Raw genomic sequence first — 19,237 nt, forward strand, 5'->3', positions numbered from 1 at the left:
CCGTCATTACGTCAATGTGTTGTCTTATTATGCGACTTCAAAATTCCAGGCGCAAGGCATCGCGAAGAGAGAGATTTCCATGGTTAACCCTATGAATAGTGAAGAAACGACAAGGATTGAACTGGCCAACCGAGTGTTCTTTCGGCTGTACCAATGTGCAAATATGTTGCATAAAACAGGCACCAAGGCGGTCGAGTCCGAGGGCCTGACGACGCAGCAATGGGCGGTGCTCGGCGCGCTGTCCAGACCGGCCGTGAGCGGAGGCATGAGCGTGGGCGATCTGGCGCGCTACCTCAAGGTCAGCAGGCAGAACCTCTCCGGGCTGCTCAGCCGCATGGAAAGAGATGGGCGAATCCAGACCGCGGCGGACGAGCGCGACCGTCGATCGCGTCTCGTGTCAATGACGACCACAGGGATGCGCGTATGGCAAGACGAGGCCTTGCCGAAGATTCACGGCTATTACGCGCAGGTGCTCGACGGGTTCTCCGTGAATGACATCACCCACACCTTGCACTACCTGCTCAAGATCCTGGACAACATGCAAGTGGTCGACGACGGTCAAGGAGGCGGCGACGACGCTGCCCAGGATGCCTGACCCGTGCGCGACGCGCAGTGCCGAAACTCGTCCTGTTCGTGATCGCCATACGCGATAGACATTCTTGTTGGAAGGCCGATGGCCCGTGGAGGACAATCGGTATCCGGAATTTCGATGGTCCGCCGTCCGACGGGCCTCTTTCACCCCCTCGACCTTCATGACTCGTCTCACTCGAGCGCTTCGCGCGCTGGCGCTGATCGGCGCCACTTCCATCGGACTCTTCGCACACGCGCAAGTACCCGTTCCTCCCGAAATCGCTGCGCCCAGCTATCTGCTCCTCGACGTCACATCCAACCAGATCCTCGCGGCGAAGGACATCGACACCCCGGTCGAGCCTGCGTCGCTCACCAAGCTGATGTCGGCCTATCTCGTCTTCGATGCGCTCAAGGCCAAGAAGATCACGCTGGAGCAGACCTTGCCGGTGAGCGTTCGCGCCTGGAAAATGCCGGGCTCGCGCATGTACATCGACCCCAAGATGCAGGTCCCGGTGGACGATCTGATCAAGGGCCTGATCGTTCAATCGGGCAACGACGCCACTGTTGCCTTGGCGGAGGGTGTAGGGGGTTCTGTCGAGCGGTTCGTCGAGATGATGAACGAAAAAGCCAAAGAGCTCGGCATGAAGAACACGACCTACAAGAACCCCGAGGGTCTCCCGGCGCCGGGCCATGTGACGACGACGCGCGATCTCAGCATTCTTGCCGTACGGCTCAGACGTGACTTTCCAGAGGAGGTGAACTACTCCTCGATCAAGAAGTATCGCTATCCGGGTACGCCGGCCGCCAACGCCACCAACCGCAATACGATGCTCTTCCGCGATCCGACCGTCGACGGCCTGAAGACCGGACACACGGACGCAGCCGGCTTCTGCGTCGTCGTGACTGCAAAGCGCGATGCGCCGAATCTCCCAGGCGGCCGCCAGTTGCTCTCGGTCGTTCTGGGCGCAAGCAGTGACCACGTGCGCACCGACGAGTCGCAGAAGCTCCTGAATTGGGGCTATACCGCCTACGAGGACGTCCAGTTGTTTCCAGCGGGCCAGGCCGTGGCGACGCCGCGTGTCTGGAAGGGCGCGGCGAATACCGTGAAGATCGGCCGCGCCGAGCCCATCGTCGTGGCCGTGCCCGCGGGCTCGTCGGCGAAGGTCAAGACGCAAGTCGTGGAAGCGGACCCGCTGATCGCTCCGTTCACGCTCGGCCAGCCCATCGGCTCGCTGAAGGTCACCGTTGCCGACCAAGCGTTGACCGAAGTCCCACTGGTCGCCCTCGGCGCCGTGGACAGCGCTGGTTTCGTCGGTCGCACATGGGATGCCGCCCGGCTGAAGATGAAGTGGTGACCGCGGCTCGACGAGTGCCACCGCGTTCCTACATCAGGAGTTCGCGCGCCAACGACTCGAGCGCCTCGTGCGCCGTGTCCACGATGCGGATCGATCTTGAAAGCATGAGGTTGAGCGGCTGTCCGAGACCTTCGACCGTCACGCCCGTGGCCACCTCCCTGACCTTCCCTGCCGCATCTTCGGAGCAGGCAATGGATCGTGCGACGCGCTCGGCGTACGTGCCCGCGGGAACACCGTAACCGACGACCGGCTTGCCCAGTGCGACAGCGAAGCCGACCTCGAAAACCGTCCCTGAATCCGGCTCCTGTCCCCGAAAGGGCACCAAATTCGCAATCACAGCGTCAGCCTGGCGGATGAACTCGACGTTGCCCTCGAAGATCGCCTGGGCGAGGTCGCCGGGATCTCTGCGCACGGCTGGCGAAAGCACCGTGTCGGTCGGCGCCAGTCCTTCCATGCCGAGCGCAAGGCAATGCGCCTTCAAGGCGCCAAAGATTTCGGCGGCATCGGGGAAAAAGACATCGGGGCCAGCCAGGTAGACCTTCGGACGCCCGCGCTGCGAGTTGCCGGTGGGGACGGAGTTCATGCCGGGGATCGTACCCGTGACGATCTTGTCGCTACCCCGACGTGGATGCAAGATGGGAATCCGTGAAACCCGCCCATGCGTATCGGTCGCTCGACGCCCTCCTCGTCGCGGTGCGCGCTTGCCGGGCATGCGAAGCGCACCTGCCGCTCGGCCCGCGACCGGTGTTGCAGGCCGGGGCGGCGGCGCGGATCCTGATCGTCGGTCAGGCACCGGGCGCCAAGGTGCACGCGAGTGGCGTCCCGTGGGACGACCGAAGCGGCGAACGTCTGCGCAACTGGATGGGCATCTCGACAGAAGTCTTCTACGACAAGGAGCGCGTGGCGCTCGTTCCGATGGGTTTTTGCTACCCGGGGCGCGGGGCGAGCGGGGACCTGCCGCCCCGCCCGGAATGCGCGCCCCTGTGGATCGATGCCCTGCTCGCCAAATTGCCGCATATCGAGCTCACCTTGCTCGTTGGCCAGTACGCGCAGGCCCACTTTCTTCGCGGCAAGGGCCATGCATCGGTGACCGCCACGACCCGAGACTGGCGCGCACATGCGCCCCGCGTCATCCCCCTGCCCCATCCATCGCCGCGCAACGTGGCCTGGTTCAAGGCGAATCCATGGTTCGACAACGAGCTCGTCCCCGCGTTGCGAGAGAGAGTGTGCGAGATCGCGCTTGATTGAGGACGCTGCCCTCTCGGAATTCACCCGAGTTTTCGAGGCACTACGGCGGGTTCACGCGCGTCGCGCGCCCGCTTGGCGGGCTTGCGAGGGCCCAGGTCTCTGGTCGGAACCATCAGGGGGTCGACGGTCCCGTTCGACGCTTCCGGCACCGGGGCAGGGCCCATGATCTTGTCCATTGCGATCGAAAAATCCCGACAAGCGCGCTCGAATTCGGCCATGGCCTGGTTGTATTCGATGCGTGCAGATCGTGCGCTCATGGGCGGAGTGTGACCTCCGGGACCGATTTCGTCGATGGGCCGGTCTCGCATGTTCCGGCTGACCGATTGCACGAGCACCAGACCTCAGACCGCGTGCGCCAGCAATACGACTCCCGATGTGATGGCGAACACCTGAACGAAGGCCCGCAGGAACCGTCCATTGATCCGTTCGTGCACGACCCGGCTGAGCCCGGCGCCAACAAGCAACGCCGGCAGCAGGCTCAACGCGGCGACAAGCTGCGCTGAATCGATGCGGCCAGCAGCCAGCAATGTTGCCAGCGACACCACTTCGCCAACGAGAAAACACAGGGCGATCGTCGAACGCACGATGGGCGGCGCATGGTGCTGGTAGACCAGCGCCAGTGGCGGTCCACCGATGCCTGTGGCGGTTTCAGTGACGCCGGTGACGAGTCCAGCCGCGACGAAGGCCGGTCGGCCGGGCGAGAAGGCCGGCATCACGAGAGTGACAAGCGCCGCGGCGACGGTCGACAGGCCGACGAACAAGGCCAGGTGATTCGCGCTCAACACTGCCAGCACCCACAGGCCGCCCGCTGTCCCGAGGATGCGCCCCGCGGTAATCCAACTCGCGCCAGCGCGGTCGATCGCCGCACGTTCGCGCCACGCCACGTAGAGGTTCAAGGGCAACATCAGCACCAGCACGCACACTGGCAGCAACTCGGGCCGCAAGAGGCCGATCACTGGTGCGACGATGAGCGCGAAGCCGACACCACTCGCGCCTTGGACGAAAGCGGCAAAGACGACCACCAGCGAGATGACGATAAGCTGCTCGACGCTCACAGCGCGGCCCCGATCGTCGCCGCGGTGCCCAGCTGGCGATGCTGTGCCGCCGTCGGATGCAGGCGCTGGATCGGCGCCTTCGCGATCGCCTCGCCGGCCACGCGCGCAACCTGTCGCATCAGCGAGCGCGCGTCCCAATCGGTCGGCCAGCCCTTCCAGAGTCGCAGCTTTCCCGCCACGAATACCGCTTCGATCTGGTCCCGATTGCCCAATCGCACGAGGTCCCATGTCAAGTCGACCGAGGTGCAGAGCTCCGGTGTGTCGACATCGACGAGCAGGAAGTCCGCCTCCTTGCCGACTGCGATCTCTCCGACGAGATGGTCCAGGCCGATGGCGCGCGCGCCATCGTGAGTGGCATGGTCGAGCCAGGTCCACCCGCCGCCGCATGACGCGTCGCCAATGGCAAGCCCGAAGGCCAGCTTCTGCGCTGCTTCGGCGGCGTCCATGAGGCGGAAGGCATCGCTTCGGGTGGCATCGGTGCCAAGTCCGAAGCGGATCCCCAGCGCTGCCATCAGGTTCGCCGGCGCCACCGCATTGCCCTTCCACTGGCTGGCGACCGGGTTGTAGCTGACGGCAGTGTCGGTCTGCCGAAGAAGATTGAGCTCGCTGGGCGTCACCAGTGTTCCGTGTGCGATGAGCACTTGCGGACCGAGGGCGCCCAGGTGCGCAAGAAGCTCCAGCGGGCGCATGCCGCGTTGCACGACTGAACGCTCGACCGAGGCGAGATGTTCGTTGACATGCGTCTGGAAGATCGTGCGTGCCTCGGCGCACAGGGCCGACACGGCGACGAGCATCTCGTCGGAAGCCGCCTCAGGCACCGAGATCGCCAGCGAGGGGTGAATCAGCGGCGCGCCCGACCACTTCTGCAGGAATCGTTCGGCACGTGCCTTCAGTTCGTCGCGCTCGACTCGCGCACTGTCATTGCCACCGTCGTTGCAGATCAGCCCCAACACGCAGCGCAGCCCTGCCTCCTGGGTGGCCGTTGCAAGTGCGGCGATGTCCCCCTTGGCGCGCGTCCCGGCATCGCAAACGGTCGTGAAGCCACCGCGCAGCGATTCCAGCGCGGCGAGCTTGGAGACGCCGTAGACGAATTCGTCGTCCAGACTCGCCTCCAGCGGCACCCATACGCGACGGAAGATTTCGGAGGGCTCACCGTAGGCCAGCGACTTGCCGAAGGATTGAGTCAGATGATGATGCGCGTCGATCATCCCAGGCATGAGCAGCTTGCCGGGCAGGCGCATTGGCGTCAGATGTGGATGGCGGGCGGCCAGGTCGGCCACCGGGCCGATGTCGCGGAACTTGCCGCCCTCGACCATCACGGCGTGGTCCTGCACCGGCCCTTCGCGCAGCATCAGGTGATCGGGAACGAGTAGCAGCGAGTCGTGCGCGAAGTGGGCGGCCTCGGTCAGGGTATTGGTTGGGTTCATCATTGGGCCGCCGGCGCCCGCTCGGGAGTCGACGTTTCGTTGTTGTCGTCGCGGCGCGCCGCGGCAAGGTGGTGGAAGAGGATGTTGAGCACGATGGCGGTGAGAGCGCCCATGGCCAGACCATTGCCCAGCACGAGTTGGAGCGTTGGCGGGAACTTGCTATAGAGGCCAGGCACGAGGATTGGCAGCAGGCCCATCGTCAGCGCGCCGGCCAGCACGAACATGTTGCTGCGTTCATGGAGGTCGACCTTGCGCAGGATGTCGATGCCGATGGTGCCGATGATGGCGAACACCACCATGGCCGTACCGCCCACCACTGCCTCGGGAATGGCGCTGGCCAGGCGGCCGAGCGGCGCTGTGAGCGCGATGAGAACGAGGATGGCGCCAGCTGTAGCCGTCACGTAGCGGGAGCGCACGTTGGTGGCGCGCACGATACCGATGTTCTCGCCGCTGGTGATGATCATCGAGGTGCCGAAGAATCCTCCCGCCAGGGAGATCAGCGCGTCGCCGCGGATCGTTCGCGGCACCACGTCGCGCGGATCGATCTTCTTTCCCACGACTTCGGCAACGGCAATGGTCTGGCCGGTGGCCTCGACCATTGAAATGACACTGAAGATCAGGAGTGGCAAGGCTGCGACCAGGTCGAAGTGCGGCATGCCAAACGGCAGCAGGGTCGGCGCGCTCCACATGGGCCCGACCGCCACGCCGCCGAAATCCATCATTCCGCACAGGGACGCGAGGATCGTGCCCGCGACCAAGCCCAGCAGCACGGCCAACTGTCCGAACATGCCCTTGCATACGCGCGCGAACAGCACGGTGAAACCGACGGTCGCGAGCGCGAGGCCGATGTGCGCCGGATCTGCGAAGGTTGGCGTTCCGGGCTTGCCAGCGATGATGCCGCCGTACACCTTGACCAGGTTGATCGACACCAGCATCAGCAAGGTGCCGATCACAATCTTCGGAAAGAACCTGATGCAGCGCGAAAAGACCGGCAGCACCAGGAAGTAGAAAAGTGCGGTAAGGATGACCGCACCCGACGCCGTCTGCAGATCGCGCTGTTGCGCGATCGTCAGGAACATCACGATCGGCGCGCCGCCAGGCACCATCACGAAGGGCAGCCGCGCGCCGAACTTCCAGGGGCCGAACGATTGCAGCAGCGTACCGATGCCGCACAGCAGGAATGTGGCGCTGATCAGGTTGACAGTCAGTTCCGACGACAGGCCCAGTGCCTTGGCGACCAGAAAAGCTGACGTGATGGGCACGGCAGCCATCACGAGTACGTGCTGCAAGCCGAACAGAAGCATTTGCGGCCAGGGCAACATGGCGTCCACTGCGGGGGTGTCGGAAGCACGGAACATGATCGATTCCTTTGGTCCGGGCGGCGCCCAAATCGATTTGGGCGCCAGTGCAAAAAAATCCGCCGAAGGCGGGCTGAAGTACATTTCAGGTCATTCCCAAAACGATTTGGGCGATTGAATCACTGTCTTTGGAAAAGGTCAACAGAATGCTTCCAAGTGCTGTGCGGAAGGTCAATATCAAGGACGTGGCCCGGGAGGCGGGTGTTTCGCCCACCACGGTTTCGCACGCCCTCAACGCCCGCGGACAAGTCGACGCCGAGACCCGGGCGCGGGTCGAGAAGGCAGCCTTGAAGCTCGGCTACCGGCCCAACAGGCACGCGCAGCGTCTGCGCACAGGCGAGGCGCACATGATCGTCCTGCTGTCCTCGATGCCTTTTGCGGTGGCGGGTGGTCCCTCGCGTCTGGGATTCATGATGGAAATCGCTGCGGTCGCGGCCGCTGCGGCGCTCGATCGCAACCTCGCCCTTGTGCTCGCGCCGCCGATGGAAAGCGGCAAGGTGCCGCTCGAACTCCTGGACGTCGATGGCGCGCTGGTCATCGAGCCCTCTGCCGGCGACGCGAACCTGGACTATCTGAGGCGCCAGGGCCTGCCGGTCGTGACGATCGGAACGCCTTTCGGCCTGAACGAGCCTGTCGAAACTGTCCCCCATGTGGACATTCATTCCAAAGAGACCACCCGGCTCCTGCTCGAGCACTTGCATGCGCAGGGCGCGCGCATGATCGCGATGATCCTGGGTTCGGCGCAGCGCGATTCCTATGTCCAGGCCCGGGTGGCCTATGAAGAGTTCATCGCCGAGCGCGGGCAGCCATGGTTGTTCGCGACAGCCGACGAGGCGCATGGCGAGAACGGGGGCCAGGAAATGGCTGGCGCCCTGCTGGCGGCGCACCCCGAAATCGACGCATTCTGCGTGCCGGTGGATGCCTTCGCCGTGGGCGCAGTCAACGCAATCCGCGCTGCGGGCCGGCGCATTCCGGAGGATGTGATGGTCGTGACCCGCTACGACGGCGTGCGCGCCCGCACCTGCGACCCACCGCTCACCGCAGTGGACCTGCACCTCGACCAGGTCGCGCACCAGGCGATCGATTTACTGTTCGATCACCTGCGCGGTGACACGACACGTCGCTCGGCTTCCGGGCCGATGGCTCAATTGGTGCCCCGACAATCCTCGGCCCGGGCGGCTCGAGTCGTCAGTAGATCGGGGAAAAGGCGCCAGTCCTGAAGGCGTGCCTCGGTCGGCCACTTGGCACCTTCCGAAGCGCTCAGTGCATGGCGATTCGAATGCTTGCGCCTGCAAGGCCCTTCACCGAGCCTTCGGTCGCGCAATGGCGAGCACGATTCCGCCCGCGGCAAGATTGCCGAAGATGCTCGCGGCAATCACCAGCGTATAGCTGTGCGTGACGTCGAACACAAAGCCCGCCGCGCTCGGACCCACCAGCGTGCCAAGCGCCACGCCGGTGTAGAGCACGCCGATGATGGCGCCGATATTCCTGCCGCCGAAGTAGTCCGCCACGAGCGCCGGCAGCAAGGCCACATAGCCGCCATAGAAAACGCCGAAGGCCAGCGCGAACACGGCGAGCCCGGTCGCGCCGGTCGACATCACCCAGACGAGCATCGAGGCAGCCATGCCGGCGTACATGAGCAGCAGCGCCGGCTGGCGTCCCATGCGGTCGGCGAGATTGCCCAGCACGAAGCGTCCGGCGGTGCTGCCGACCCCGATCGCCCCGAGCAGCAGCACCGCCGAGGCCTGCGGAACGCCATGGTCGAGCGCAAAGGGTACGAGGTGCACGAACGGGACGAACAGACCGAACGACGAGACCAGGCACGCGGCATACAGGCCGATGAATCGCGGCGTCTTCAGCGCTTCCCTCAACGAATAGCCCTCGGGCACAGGCGTCGGTACACCGCCTGGCGACGCGGGGGGCGCCAGCTCGCCATCCGGCAGCAAGCCGCGCTCTCGCGGGTCGTCCGCGATCAGCAGCGCCATGCCCACGCCGACAACCGCGGCCAGTGCACCGAGGATCAGGTAGGCCATGCGCCAGTCCCAATGCCCGATCAGGAACGAGGCGAGGGGTGGCATCACGAGCGTGCCGACGCCGATGCCGCTCACCGCGAGCCCCGATGCGAAGCCGCGCCGGCGCGCGAACCAGCGCTGGATGGTGCCCAGCGCGGGCACGTACGACAGGCCCACGCCCAGCCCTACCCCCAGCGCGTACGCTGCATAGACTTGTCCGAGCGTGCGCGCCATGCCGGCGAGCGCCAGTCCAGCGCCCGTCAGCACCATGCCTGCGATCACCAGGCGGCGCGCACCCCATCGGTCGGCCAGCGGGCCGCTCAGCACGCCAAGGCCGAAGTACAGGAAGCCCGCCAGCGAGAAGACCAGCGACACCGAGCCGCGTGATGCGGCGAATTCGGCCTGCAACGAACCGACGAAGGCGCTGAAGGTGTAAGCACTGCCGAAGCCGACGAAGGTGGTGGCAAACGCCGCCGCGACAACGACCCAACCATAGAAGATGGCCGGTCGCCTGCGCTCCCGGTTTGGCAATGCCGTGTTGACGGTCATGTGAGTCCTTTCTGGACATTGACACCTATTGTGATCACCATCGGGCCACGAACACTTCATCGTCAAGTGAAATATGAAAGACGCGCTCAACATCCCCCGCATTGCCGCGCTACTCGCCGACCCGGCTCGTGCGAGCATGGTCTGGACGCTGATCGACGGCACCACGCGCCCTGCCGGAGAGCTTGCATTCGCGGCCAACGTCTCTGCCCCGTCTGCGAGCGCCCATCTGGCAAAGCTGGTGGAGGGCGGCCTGTTGGTCGCCGAATCGCAGGGGCGCCACCGCTACTTCCGCATTGCGGGAGCCGATGCAGCGCATTTGATCGAGAGCCTGGCCTCCTTCGGCGCGAAGTCCCCGCCGCGCGTACCCCCGCAGCCGCCGCTCGTTCGTTCCATGCCCAGCCACTTCCTGCATGCACGGACCTGCTATGACCATCTTGCAGGCGAGGTTGCGGTGGAGATCCTCGAAGCGATGCTCAAGGCCCGCTGGCTGGCGCACGACGACGCCCGGAAGTACGAACTGACCCGCCTCGGCAAGAGCAAGCTCGCTGAACTCGGTGTCGACGCAAGCACCGACGGCCGCAGCCGGCGCGTATTCGCACGCAGCTGCGTCGACCTGACCCAGCGGCGCCCGCACCTCGCAGGCGCGCTGGGCGCAGCGTTGCTTGATCTCTATACACGGGAGGGTTGGCTTCTGCGGGCACCGCGCTCGCGCGTGGTGAGCGTTTCACCAAAGGGCGCGGCTGCGTTCGCCAGGGTGTTCGGGGTCGCCGTATGAGCCGACGGCGATTTGATCAATAGCCCAACGCGGCCCCATCACCCCTGGGGTCGGCCCCGCCTTCAAAAAACCCCTGCTTGTGATCGACGCGAATGGCATGGGCATGCCCCATGTTGTCGTTCCAATCGGTCACCATGCGCACGGGCTGGCCCCTTCGCTTCAGCTCCCGAAAGATTTCATCGGATATGCGCCCTTCGAGCGACATGTCGCGCGACACCGTGCCCCAGGTGCGCCCCATCAACCAGCGTGGTGCCTCGATGGCCTGCTGAACGTCGTAGCCGAAATCAATCATTCGGGTCACCATGGCTGCCTGGGTCTGGGGCTGCCCTTCACCGCCCATCGACCCATACGCAAGATAGGGACGCCCGTCTCGCATGAGCATGCCCGGAATCAGGGTATGGAAGGTGCGCTTGCCTGGTTTCAGACAGTTCGGATGATGCTCGTCGAGCGAGAAGAACGCGCCGCGGTTTTGCAGGATGATGCCCGTATCCCCTCCAATGACTGCGCTGCCAAAGTCGTGATAGATCGACTGGATCAGCGACACGACCATCCCGTCCTTGTCCGCCGCACAGAAATAGCAAGTGTCCCCGTCCGGGGCGCGGCGCTCGTGGACTTGCGGGTATGCAATGCCCGGATCCACCTCCGCGACATTCATCGACCTTTCGGGGTCGATCAACTGTCGACGACCATCTGCATACTTCTTGTCGATGAAACGGTCCACTGGGATGTTGACGAACTTCGGATCGGTAAGCCACTCCTCCCGGTCCGCAAAGGCCACCTTTACCACCTCGGACATATGGTGGTAGTAGTCGGCCGTGCCGTCCCCCCATCCGGCCACGTCGAAGCCCTCCAGGAGGTTCAGGATCTGCAGCGCCGTGAATCCCTGAGTGTTCGGCGGCAATTGATAGGCATCAAAGCCCCGATATGTGGTCTTGATTGGCTCAACCCACTCGGCGGCAAAGGAAGCAAAGTCCTCGATTCGCAGCGGCGATCCCTGCTGGCTGACGTCGTTGCAGATTCGCTCGGCAATCCCGCCTTCATAGAAGCCCGCGCGTGCGCCCTTGGCGGCAATATCCTGGAGCGATCCGGCAAGTTGCGCTTGCACCAAGCGCTCACCTTCCGTTGGAAGTTGTCCCCCCGGCAAGAAGATTCCTGCCGTCCCGGGGTATTTCGTCAGAATCGGAACGTCCTGCACAAGCCAATCGAGGAGGGAGCGGCTGACCGGCACGCCGCCACCTGCATAGGTGATCGCGGCATCGAACAGCGTGGCCCACGGGAGTCGCCCGAAGCGCTCATGCGCGATGCGCCAGCCGTCGATGGCGCCTGGCACCGTCAGAGCAGCCTGGCTACCGCGAGATGGAATCACGCCATCGCTGCATTGCTGACGATAGTGGTCCGCTGTCGCCAACTGCGCGGCCGGGCCGCTGGCGTTGATCCCGTGAACACGCCCGGTTCCCGCTTCGGCGATCAGCCAGAATCCATCGCCCCCCAATCCCGCCATATGTGGATAGGCGACACACAAGACGGCATTGGCAGCGATCGCGGCATCTACCGCGCTGCCGCCACGCTGCAACATTTCCAGCCCTGCGGAACTGGCCAGATAGTGCGGTGTCGATACAACCCCACGCGGCGCGCGCGTGGAGGGGCGGCCGGTACGCGGTCCATTTGGATGGCTCATGGGTGGTCTCCGTGGTTAGTCGTACAAAGGGTGTGCGAGCCTGGGTGTGTGCCGGTCACGATGTTCGATCGTCGTACTCCATGCCGACGTCACGTATGGTGTCGTTTGAATGATTCATGAAGCGGGTAACGATGGGCAGAACGCCGCCTGCAATCAGGCAGAGCAGACCAAGCCACCACACAAGGCCGGCGTTGGCCATCGTCCCAAAGCTTGTGAGCGGGAACGTCGCAAACAGCAAGATGAGCGAGAGACACTCTGCTTTCAGCTTCTTGTCCATGGAATGCTCCTCAACCAATTGCCAGTGCCACGGTCGCCAATCCCGTCAAGACGGCGACAAGGACGGTCCAGGGTATGGTGATGCGAAGAACGGCACCTTCTTGGCCCTTGACCCCCGCGATGCTCGTACCCAGCACGATGTTCGCCGGCGCGATTGCATTCCCATAGGCGCTGCCGGCAGCCTGCGCGCCAATGATCGTTTCGCGCGACAGGCCATGCAATTGCGCAACCGAACTCTGTACACCGCCGAACAAGACATTGGACGCGGTACTGCTCGAGGTCATGAAGGCGCCCAGTGCCCCGATGACGCTTGCCACACTGGCGTAGACCATCGGCGACGATACCGCCGCAATACCGTAGGCGATGGTGAGGGACTGGCCGCTATGGTCGAGGACGCGGCTCGTCACCAGAAAGGCAATGACTGGCACCGAAGCCGGCACGGCATCGATCAGCAAGGCAGGCCAGACTCGTTCTGGTGTGTGTCGCTTCGCCCAGGCGTCGTAGTAGCCACGCGAGTTGTACACCAGCCAGACAATGACCACCGTGACCAACAACATCATCCCCGGATGTGTAAACACCGTGATCGGCGCATAACTCGAAACGGCAGCGTTTTGAACGCCGAAGCCAGTTTCCACCGCTGGAAACGGTAGTCCGATGCGGACTTGGCGCAGCGCCTCGTTGAGCGGCCGGATCAAGAGAACGCTCAGCGTTACCGCAGTCAGGATGATGTAGGGCAGAAACGACATCGCGAGGCTCATGACGGGCGCCTCCTCCTTCTGCTCGCCTTCCTTCCTGTCGACCATGGCCGGACGCACGGGGATACCTTGAATCGGATCACCGAACCGCTTCCAGCGTGATAACGGGTACAAAGCCAGAAGCGCTACGGCCGCTGCGAGGAAGGTGGACAGTTCAGGGCTGATGAAGGCAACCAGCAACTGTCCAACCCCGAGAATGGTGCCGAGAATCAGCACCAACGGCCACGCATGCCGCAGCGCAGGCCCTCTTCCATAAAGCCATACAACGAGCAGTCCACCGAGATAGGTCGGGATCAGAATCAAGAGCGACGCTTCGAATGCCGCTCTCACTGGATACTCAAGGTTGCCAACCTGCAAGGTCGCCAGCCAGCCGACGCCAAGCGTGCCGAAGAATCGCGCCCAAGCATGGGCGACGACACCCATGACGACGGCGTAGACCGGCTTGACGCCCACAGCGATAAGCAGCGGGACGACGACGGCAACAGGCGCTCCGAAACCGGCAATTCCCTGCAGGAAGGACGCGAACACCCAACTCAGGGCGAGAATGATGAAAAGCTCGTTTCGACTGAATTTGGAGATACCCTGCCTGAGCGCGTCGTACGCCCCCGACTGCTTGGTGATCTGATACAGCAGAAGAGCGGGCCAAATCACATACAGGATGAAGATGGCGTCCCAGACGCCCTTGGCGCCCGCCACCGCCAATGTGTCCCATGGGGTTCGGAATGCCACCAACGACACAATGGCGGCAGTGAACATTGACATGGGTCCCGCCTCCGGCGCCCGCCAACCCAATGGAACAAGGAAGATGAGCAATGCGACGATTGGCAGGACTGCCAGGATCCAATGCAAAAGGTCGACCGGTACCGCTGTCACCATTTTCGTCTCCTTGCGTTGTGTCGAGCCTCGAGGCGCATTGCACGACGAGCCAACGTTCTCTAGTTAAAAGCTGAAAGAGTCTTTTCTGGGCAAGTCATTCATCTCATCATCGAAGATGCGCCCTCAAAATTTCCAGTAGAAAGGCACGACGACGACCGTCACGATCAACGTCCACGCCATGACGATGACGCCTAGCTTCCAGTAGTCGCCAAAGCGGTAGCCGCCGGGTCCGTAAACCATCAGGCTGACGCCATTGGCAAAGGGCGTCAAGAACGACGCGCTCGCTCCCATCGCAACCGCCATCATCAACGGCAAGGCGGAAACTCCGAGTTCGCCGGCAGTGGCCATGCCGATCGGCATCATGACGAGAGCGGCCGACGTGTTGGAGATGAACTGAGAGATCAAGGCCGCGACGAAAAAGATGCCCACTAGCACGGCAAGTGGTCCGCCCCCGCCCAGTGCGCCGACCACGTAGTCTCCGATCAGCTCGGCGGCACCTGTCTGAGTCATCGCAGTCGCCATCGGAATCATCGCGCCGATCAGGATGCAAGTATTCCAATCGACGCCCCGATAGACCTGCGGCAGTTTCAATACGCCAGTGACGACCATGAGTACCGCACAGAGCATTGCAGCGACGGGTGCTGCAACGAGATTGAAGGCCAGCAGGCCCACGAGCAACAGCAAGATGGCGATCGCGCGTCCAGACCCTTGACCCAAGGCAACGGCCTGCTTCTGGACAACCTCCAATGAGTCGATGACCATCACTTGCGGATCCCCCAGATATTGGTCCAGCGCCTTCCAGGATCCTTGAAGCAGCAAGTGGTCTCCGGCGCGCAGGATGGTCGGCTCCTGGCAGGTTTCGCCCCCTGCCGTCTGCACAGCCAGAACCATCAGGCCGCCATCCTCCGTCGTCATGCCCGGAAAGGCTGTTTGACCAATCATCTTGGAGCGCGATGGCAGGACGACCTCGGCGAGCCCGGACTCTCGATTGAGCAACGCGCCCGCAATAGGTTGCGGTTCAGCGCTCTCGCGGATGGCGAGATGCAGGTCGGAGGCGAAGCGTCCGATGGTGTCTGCGTCGCCGCGCACCAGCAGAACGTCACCGTCTCGAATCTCTTCACGTTGCAATGGCGCTCGGCCATCGCCTTCGAGCACGCCAATCAGACTCAATCCCGCATAGGTGCCGAGACTGAGATCGGCTCTCAATGATCCGACATAAGGTGATGAGGTGCGGACGCGAAGATGATGCAAGCCGTCCTCGAGTCGATATTGTTCGACCAGGGTATGGGCATGGACACTTAAGTCCGCAGGAATCGACTGGCCTCTTCGCTCCGGGATCAAACGTCCAAACAGCAGCGTAATGATGATCGTCCCCGCAAGAAGCGGAACACCGAGCACCGCCCATTCGAAAAATCCGACGTGGCCCACGCCGGCTTCCTCGGCCAGCGTGGCGGCGATCACGTTGACCGGCGTGCCGAGCAAGGTCAACTTCGCGCCAGTCAGGCATGCGAATGCCAATGGAATCATCAACTTGGAGGGCAGGACTTCCGTCCTGACGGCCACGACCGTCGTCACCGGAAGCATGGCGGCGACCGCGCCATTCATGCCGATCAATCCGCTGAGCAAGGCAGCCAGGACCATGATGAGAACGACCCGCCGCGTGCTGTTGGTGCCCGTATGGCGGATCAGCAATTGGCCGGCCCAAGCGCTCACCCCCGACATCTCCAGCCCTATGGCGATGGTGAGCAGCCCTGCAATCAGCACGACGACCGGGTCACCGAAACCGCCGACGACCTGCTGTGTCGTCAATACTCCGCTGAAGTAAAAAGCAAGAGAGGATCCAAGAGCAACAACCGCAGCAGGAACTCGATTCCATGCAAAGAACACCATCGCGATGCAAATGATCAGCAGCGTGATGATGATCTGGGTAGTCATGTCCCGCTCACTAACACGATGGTCCGCATAACTTCTCCTCGATCCAAGTTAGGACGTTAGACGAATGAGGATTGAGGGAGCGGAAGGTAGTCCAAACACTATGCCGAGTCAATCTGATCGAATAGCGTCAGTGTCGGCACCTTCCATGCGGGCCACTCGTCGTGACGATGGTCTTGCCTTTGAGTTGCTCGCTCAGGCCTATGGATGAAGCTGGGCCTCGATAGCTTCACGCGACCATTCAGGCGCGACCATGCGGATGAAGTCGAAGGCGAACTTCTTCAACAGATGGTCCCTTCGCAAGCTGATCATTGCGCTTGACGATGGAAACAGATGGTCGATCGGAATGGAGCGCAGGTCCCTGTCCAGCGCCGCGGTGAACGCCATCTTCTGAAGCACGGCGACGCCCACGCCGGCAGCAACATAGGCCTTGATGATGCTGGCGTCCATGGCTCGCATCACCACCCAAGGTGTGATGCCATGCCTTCGAAACTCACCTTGGACGACGGACCCGGATGTGTAGCTGCTGTCGTAGGTGATGAGCGGCCACCGCGCGATCTGTTCCATCGTCAGCTTCCCCATCTTCAACAGCGGATGCCGCGGGGGCACGATCAGGCACCGGTCGATGTCATAGGCCTTCACCGAAACAACGCCCTTGGGCATCGGGTCCGGGAGGGTGCAAAGGCCGATGTCGATGGTGCCCGCCGTCACTCCCGCCAGGATCTGGGACGGCGGGCCCAGGGTGAACTCGAGCTTCACCTGCGGATAGATGGAAAGGAATTGTTTGGTCACTTCGATCAGCGAATAGCGCGCGTGGATGTGCGTCGTGCCTACGCGCAGCGTGCCTTCGCTATCGGCGGGCAGGTCCTGCTTCAGGCCTTTGAGGGCCTGGGCGTCCTGCAGAACCCGCGCGCAAAGCGAGAGCGCTTCCTTGCCAGGCTCGGTCAGCGCCGTCAGACGGTTTCCTGATCGCACGAACAGTTCGACGCCGATCTCTTTTTCCAAGGCGCGAATCATCTTGCTCACGCCGGGCTGCGTCGTATGCAGCGATTCGGCGGCGCGCGACACGCTGAAGCCGCTGTCGACCACCTGGCGCATGCACTGGAGTTGCTGGAAGGTAATGGGCATTGTTCTTTCCAGTATTCCTTTGTGGCAATGATAGCGACCTGAATATTCATTTCACACAATGATCCGCGAGATCAAGAATCGATGCAGCCAAGCAATCAGGAAACCAGAAACATGCAAGAGGCAGCCGATTCCCACGACGTCAACGCGAGCTTCCGCGGTGGCGGACTCTCTCTGGCATACCTCGACCAGATCAACAAGGCCTCCATCGTCGCGCTGGCCGATGCGCGAATCGTGTCGGCGGACGTGGCCAGACGCATCGCGACCGGCATCCTCGCGGTGATCGAATCCGAGCGGGACGGGCCCCGACAGTGGTCCGCCGACTACCTCGACTACGAGCCGAAGCTGCTTGCCGCCGTGGGCGCCGATGCATCTCGACTGCATTGCGGACGCAGCCGGCAGGACATCTCGGCGACCATCGCGCGCATGAATCTCCGCGCAGGTGTGCTGGACGAATGCGATGCACTGACCCTGGCTCGCCAAGCGTTGCTTGGCCTTGCTGAGGCGCACAAGGAAACCATCATCCCGGCCTATACGCATGGCGTGCAGGCCCAGCCGACGACCTTGGCCCACTACCTGCTCGGCGTGGGCGGCGCACTGGCTCGCAGTGCCTCACGACTGCGGGCCGCGTACAGGCATGTCAACGAGGGGCCACTGGGTTCAGCGGCCCTGACGACGTCGAGTTTCGCGCTCGACCGCCACCGCCTGGCTTCGCTTCTGGGATTCGAGGGTCTGGTCGAGAACGCCTACGACGCCAACCATCTCGCGCCGGTCGACACCAGCCTGGAGGTGGCGGCGGCACTCGGCATCGCGGCCGTCCAGATCGGGCAGTTCGCCCAGGATCTTCATGCGCAATATGCGGCGCCGACGCCGTGGATGACCCTGCAGCGAGGCGAGCTCGTGGGGGTCAGCAGCATCATGCCGCAGAAGCGCAATCCGGCTGCCCTGGAGCAACTGCGCGTGCAGAGCAGCATGCTGCTCGGCGAAATGCAGGCCGTGTCCCTCATGGCACACAACGTGCGCACGGGGATGTTCGACTACCGGTCCTACGACCCGGTGCCCAGTTCCCGCGCCCTCGCCCTGTTCGAACTCCTGCGCAAGGTCCTCGGCGGGCTTGTCGTCGACAGGGAGCGCGCACTGGCCGAGGTCCATGGCGACTATTCCACGGCGACCGAGATCGCCGATGCCCTGCTGCAGCGCGCGGACGTCCCCTTCCGCATCGGCCATCACTTCGCATCGGCACTGACGGACTTCGGCCGCGCACGCCAGCTCAGCCTGCGCGAGATTCCCTACCGCGAGGCCGCACGCATCTACGAGTCCATGGCGTCCCATGCCTTCCCCTTGGACGCGAAAGCATTCGCAGAGGTATCGAGCCCCGAATACATGGTCTTCGGCCGCAAGGGGATTGGCGGCCCACAGATCGCCGAGGTGAACCGGATGCTTGCCCAGCAAAAGGAGGAAGTCGCCGCTGATCTTGCCTGGACGCAATCCTGCCGCGCTCACCTGTCGGCGGCCACGGCGCAACTGGACGCCGCTGTTGCGGCGATCGCGAATGGCGCGACGGCCTCTTCCACACTCATTCCTTCGAACTCGGAGACAACATCATGAAAAGACTTCTCTCGCTGCTTGCGGTCCTGACCGTTTCGCTGTCGGCCATGGCCGCGCCGTATCCTGACAGGCCGGTGCGCATCGTCGTCCCCTACTCGCCGGGCGGTGGCGGGGACGTCGTTGGCCGTCCGCTCTCGCAGGAATTGGGCAAGCAGTTGGGTGGCTCGTTCATCATCGACAACCGCGGCGGCGCGGGCGGCAACATCGGCATGGAGAACGTGGCCCAGTCGCCTGCCGATGGATATTCGGTGGTACTTGCGCTGACCTCGCAACTGGCCATCAACCAGGCTCTGTATCCCAAGCTGCGCTACGACGCCCTCAATGATTTCGTGCCGATCACGCTGCTGGGCTCGGCGCCGTACTTCCTCGCGGTCAACGCGTCGCTGCCTGTGAAGAACTTCGCCGAGTTCATCAAGCTTGCCAAGTCGAAGCCAGGCGGCATGTCCTATGCATCGACGGGCAATGGGAGCGGCCTGCATCTGTCGATGGAACGTAAGCAGTCAATAAACCGCGCCCTGTTCATCGACGCTGATGAAGTGCGGGGTTGGGTTACGGAGTTGGCAGCGCGATGTTCCAGGGCAGCAAGGCCTCGTAGTCGTCGGCCGTCTGCGCGAGCGGCAGCTTCTTGAACAGGGCGA

The 19,237-nt window shown here is 63.2% G+C and carries 18 protein-coding genes; 7 read left to right on the forward strand and 11 right to left on the reverse strand.

What is annotated here, in order from left to right; translation table 11 throughout:
• Window positions 1-79: 79 nt before the first annotated feature.
• Both AC1DN9_RS12030 and AC1DN9_RS12035 read left to right on the forward strand, forming a co-directional pair.
• A complete protein-coding gene (locus tag AC1DN9_RS12030; protein WP_478100390.1) occupies window positions 80-595 on the forward strand; it encodes a MarR family winged helix-turn-helix transcriptional regulator in 516 nt (171 codons plus the stop codon).
• Window positions 596-752: 157 nt separating this feature from the next.
• Complete coding sequence (locus AC1DN9_RS12035) at window positions 753-1,925, forward strand: D-alanyl-D-alanine carboxypeptidase family protein (RefSeq protein WP_478100351.1); 1,173 nt, start codon at window positions 753-755, stop codon at window positions 1,923-1,925.
• A 28-nt stretch (window positions 1,926-1,953) separates the two neighbouring features.
• Here the strand turns inward: AC1DN9_RS12035 and AC1DN9_RS12040 are convergent, their stop codons facing one another.
• Window positions 1,954-2,508: a nucleoside 2-deoxyribosyltransferase gene (locus AC1DN9_RS12040; protein ID WP_478100352.1), complete on the reverse strand. Its 555-nt coding sequence runs from the start codon at window positions 2,506-2,508 to the stop codon at window positions 1,954-1,956.
• Between the two features lie 62 nt (window positions 2,509-2,570).
• On the opposite strand from AC1DN9_RS12040, the gene AC1DN9_RS12045 reads away from it, so the two are divergent.
• Window positions 2,571-3,173 (forward strand): uracil-DNA glycosylase family protein, encoded by a 603-nt coding sequence (locus tag AC1DN9_RS12045; RefSeq protein WP_478100353.1) that lies wholly within the window; start codon window positions 2,571-2,573, stop codon window positions 3,171-3,173.
• Window positions 3,174-3,193: 20 nt separating this feature from the next.
• On the opposite strand, the gene AC1DN9_RS12050 is transcribed toward AC1DN9_RS12045, so the two are convergent.
• The 4 genes from AC1DN9_RS12050 to AC1DN9_RS12065 form a co-directional block, all read right to left on the reverse strand.
• Window positions 3,194-3,430: a hypothetical protein gene (locus AC1DN9_RS12050; RefSeq protein WP_478100355.1), complete on the reverse strand. Its 237-nt coding sequence runs from the start codon at window positions 3,428-3,430 to the stop codon at window positions 3,194-3,196.
• An 84-nt stretch (window positions 3,431-3,514) separates the two neighbouring features.
• The gene (locus AC1DN9_RS12055; RefSeq protein ID WP_478100357.1) at window positions 3,515-4,228 is read right to left on the reverse strand and encodes a TSUP family transporter; all 714 of its coding nucleotides are present in this window, start codon (window positions 4,226-4,228) and stop codon (window positions 3,515-3,517) included.
• Window positions 4,225-5,655 (reverse strand): amidohydrolase family protein, encoded by a 1,431-nt coding sequence (locus AC1DN9_RS12060; RefSeq protein WP_478100359.1) that lies wholly within the window; start codon window positions 5,653-5,655, stop codon window positions 4,225-4,227. The genes AC1DN9_RS12055 and AC1DN9_RS12060 overlap by 4 nt, the downstream gene beginning before the upstream one ends.
• Window positions 5,655-7,013 carry a uracil-xanthine permease family protein gene (locus tag AC1DN9_RS12065; protein WP_478100361.1) on the reverse strand — a complete coding sequence of 453 codons (1,359 nt, stop codon included), beginning with the start codon at window positions 7,011-7,013 and terminating at the stop codon, window positions 5,655-5,657. The genes AC1DN9_RS12060 and AC1DN9_RS12065 overlap by 1 nt, the downstream gene beginning before the upstream one ends.
• A gap of 128 nt (window positions 7,014-7,141) precedes the next feature.
• Here AC1DN9_RS12065 and AC1DN9_RS12070 point away from each other — a divergent pair, with 128 nt between their 5' ends.
• Window positions 7,142-8,233 (forward strand): LacI family DNA-binding transcriptional regulator, encoded by a 1,092-nt coding sequence (locus tag AC1DN9_RS12070; RefSeq protein WP_478100363.1) that lies wholly within the window; start codon window positions 7,142-7,144, stop codon window positions 8,231-8,233.
• A gap of 81 nt (window positions 8,234-8,314) precedes the next feature.
• Here the strand turns inward: AC1DN9_RS12070 and AC1DN9_RS12075 are convergent, their stop codons facing one another.
• On the reverse strand, window positions 8,315-9,574 hold the full coding sequence (locus AC1DN9_RS12075; protein ID WP_478100365.1) for an MCT family MFS transporter: 1,260 nt from the start codon (window positions 9,572-9,574) through the stop codon (window positions 8,315-8,317).
• A gap of 73 nt (window positions 9,575-9,647) precedes the next feature.
• On the opposite strand from AC1DN9_RS12075, the gene AC1DN9_RS12080 reads away from it, so the two are divergent.
• Entirely contained in the window at window positions 9,648-10,349 is a 702-nt protein-coding gene (locus tag AC1DN9_RS12080) for an ArsR/SmtB family transcription factor (protein ID WP_478100367.1), read from the forward strand.
• Between the two features lie 16 nt (window positions 10,350-10,365).
• Here the strand turns inward: AC1DN9_RS12080 and ggt are convergent, their stop codons facing one another.
• The 5 genes from ggt to AC1DN9_RS12105 form a co-directional block, all read right to left on the reverse strand.
• On the reverse strand, window positions 10,366-12,027 hold the full coding sequence (ggt, locus tag AC1DN9_RS12085) for a gamma-glutamyltransferase (RefSeq protein ID WP_478100369.1): 1,662 nt from the start codon (window positions 12,025-12,027) through the stop codon (window positions 10,366-10,368).
• Between the two features lie 55 nt (window positions 12,028-12,082).
• Window positions 12,083-12,304 carry an EmrB/QacA subfamily drug resistance transporter gene (locus AC1DN9_RS12090; RefSeq protein ID WP_478100371.1) on the reverse strand — a complete coding sequence of 74 codons (222 nt, stop codon included), beginning with the start codon at window positions 12,302-12,304 and terminating at the stop codon, window positions 12,083-12,085.
• A 10-nt stretch (window positions 12,305-12,314) separates the two neighbouring features.
• Window positions 12,315-13,934, reverse strand: a complete 1,620-nt coding sequence (locus tag AC1DN9_RS12095) for an L-lactate permease (RefSeq protein ID WP_478100372.1) — start codon at window positions 13,932-13,934, stop codon at window positions 12,315-12,317.
• Window positions 13,935-14,057: 123 nt separating this feature from the next.
• Window positions 14,058-15,869: an SLC13 family permease gene (locus tag AC1DN9_RS12100; protein WP_478100374.1), complete on the reverse strand. Its 1,812-nt coding sequence runs from the start codon at window positions 15,867-15,869 to the stop codon at window positions 14,058-14,060.
• A 198-nt stretch (window positions 15,870-16,067) separates the two neighbouring features.
• Entirely contained in the window at window positions 16,068-16,994 is a 927-nt protein-coding gene (locus tag AC1DN9_RS12105) for a LysR substrate-binding domain-containing protein (RefSeq protein WP_478100376.1), read from the reverse strand.
• Between the two features lie 111 nt (window positions 16,995-17,105).
• Here AC1DN9_RS12105 and AC1DN9_RS12110 point away from each other — a divergent pair, with 111 nt between their 5' ends.
• Together AC1DN9_RS12110 and AC1DN9_RS12115 are read left to right on the forward strand one after the other, a co-directional pair.
• Window positions 17,106-18,599 (forward strand): lyase family protein, encoded by a 1,494-nt coding sequence (locus AC1DN9_RS12110; protein WP_478100378.1) that lies wholly within the window; start codon window positions 17,106-17,108, stop codon window positions 18,597-18,599.
• Entirely contained in the window at window positions 18,596-19,228 is a 633-nt protein-coding gene (locus tag AC1DN9_RS12115) for a Bug family tripartite tricarboxylate transporter substrate binding protein (protein ID WP_478100380.1), read from the forward strand. Before AC1DN9_RS12110 ends, AC1DN9_RS12115 begins: the two co-directional genes overlap by 4 nt.
• Window positions 19,229-19,237: the final 9 nt, after the last annotated feature.

The sequence above is a fragment of the Variovorax sp. 05L425 genome (genome assembly GCF_056397705.1).

Bases quoted from the DNA above. Each gene is read 5' to 3' on its own strand.
- AC1DN9_RS12030 (WP_478100390.1), top strand. From the start codon at position 80: ATGGTTAACCCTATGAATAGTGAAGAAACGACAAGGATTGAACTGGCC.
- AC1DN9_RS12035 (WP_478100351.1), top strand. From the start codon at position 753: ATGACTCGTCTCACTCGAGCGCTTCGCGCGCTGGCGCTGATCGGCGCC.
- AC1DN9_RS12040 (WP_478100352.1), bottom strand. From the start codon at position 2,508: ATGAACTCCGTCCCCACCGGCAACTCGCAGCGCGGGCGTCCGAAGGTC.
- AC1DN9_RS12050 (WP_478100355.1), bottom strand. From the start codon at position 3,430: ATGAGCGCACGATCTGCACGCATCGAATACAACCAGGCCATGGCCGAA.
- AC1DN9_RS12060 (WP_478100359.1), bottom strand. From the start codon at position 5,655: ATGAACCCAACCAATACCCTGACCGAGGCCGCCCACTTCGCGCACGAC.
- AC1DN9_RS12065 (WP_478100361.1), bottom strand. From the start codon at position 7,013: ATGTTCCGTGCTTCCGACACCCCCGCAGTGGACGCCATGTTGCCCTGG.
- AC1DN9_RS12075 (WP_478100365.1), bottom strand. From the start codon at position 9,574: ATGACCGTCAACACGGCATTGCCAAACCGGGAGCGCAGGCGACCGGCC.
- AC1DN9_RS12080 (WP_478100367.1), top strand. From the start codon at position 9,648: ATGAAAGACGCGCTCAACATCCCCCGCATTGCCGCGCTACTCGCCGAC.
- ggt (WP_478100369.1), bottom strand. From the start codon at position 12,027: ATGAGCCATCCAAATGGACCGCGTACCGGCCGCCCCTCCACGCGCGCG.
- AC1DN9_RS12090 (WP_478100371.1), bottom strand. From the start codon at position 12,304: ATGGACAAGAAGCTGAAAGCAGAGTGTCTCTCGCTCATCTTGCTGTTT.
- AC1DN9_RS12095 (WP_478100372.1), bottom strand. From the start codon at position 13,934: ATGGTGACAGCGGTACCGGTCGACCTTTTGCATTGGATCCTGGCAGTC.
- AC1DN9_RS12100 (WP_478100374.1), bottom strand. From the start codon at position 15,869: ATGACTACCCAGATCATCATCACGCTGCTGATCATTTGCATCGCGATG.
- AC1DN9_RS12105 (WP_478100376.1), bottom strand. From the start codon at position 16,994: ATGCCCATTACCTTCCAGCAACTCCAGTGCATGCGCCAGGTGGTCGAC.
- AC1DN9_RS12110 (WP_478100378.1), top strand. From the start codon at position 17,106: ATGCAAGAGGCAGCCGATTCCCACGACGTCAACGCGAGCTTCCGCGGT.
- AC1DN9_RS12115 (WP_478100380.1), top strand. From the start codon at position 18,596: ATGAAAAGACTTCTCTCGCTGCTTGCGGTCCTGACCGTTTCGCTGTCG.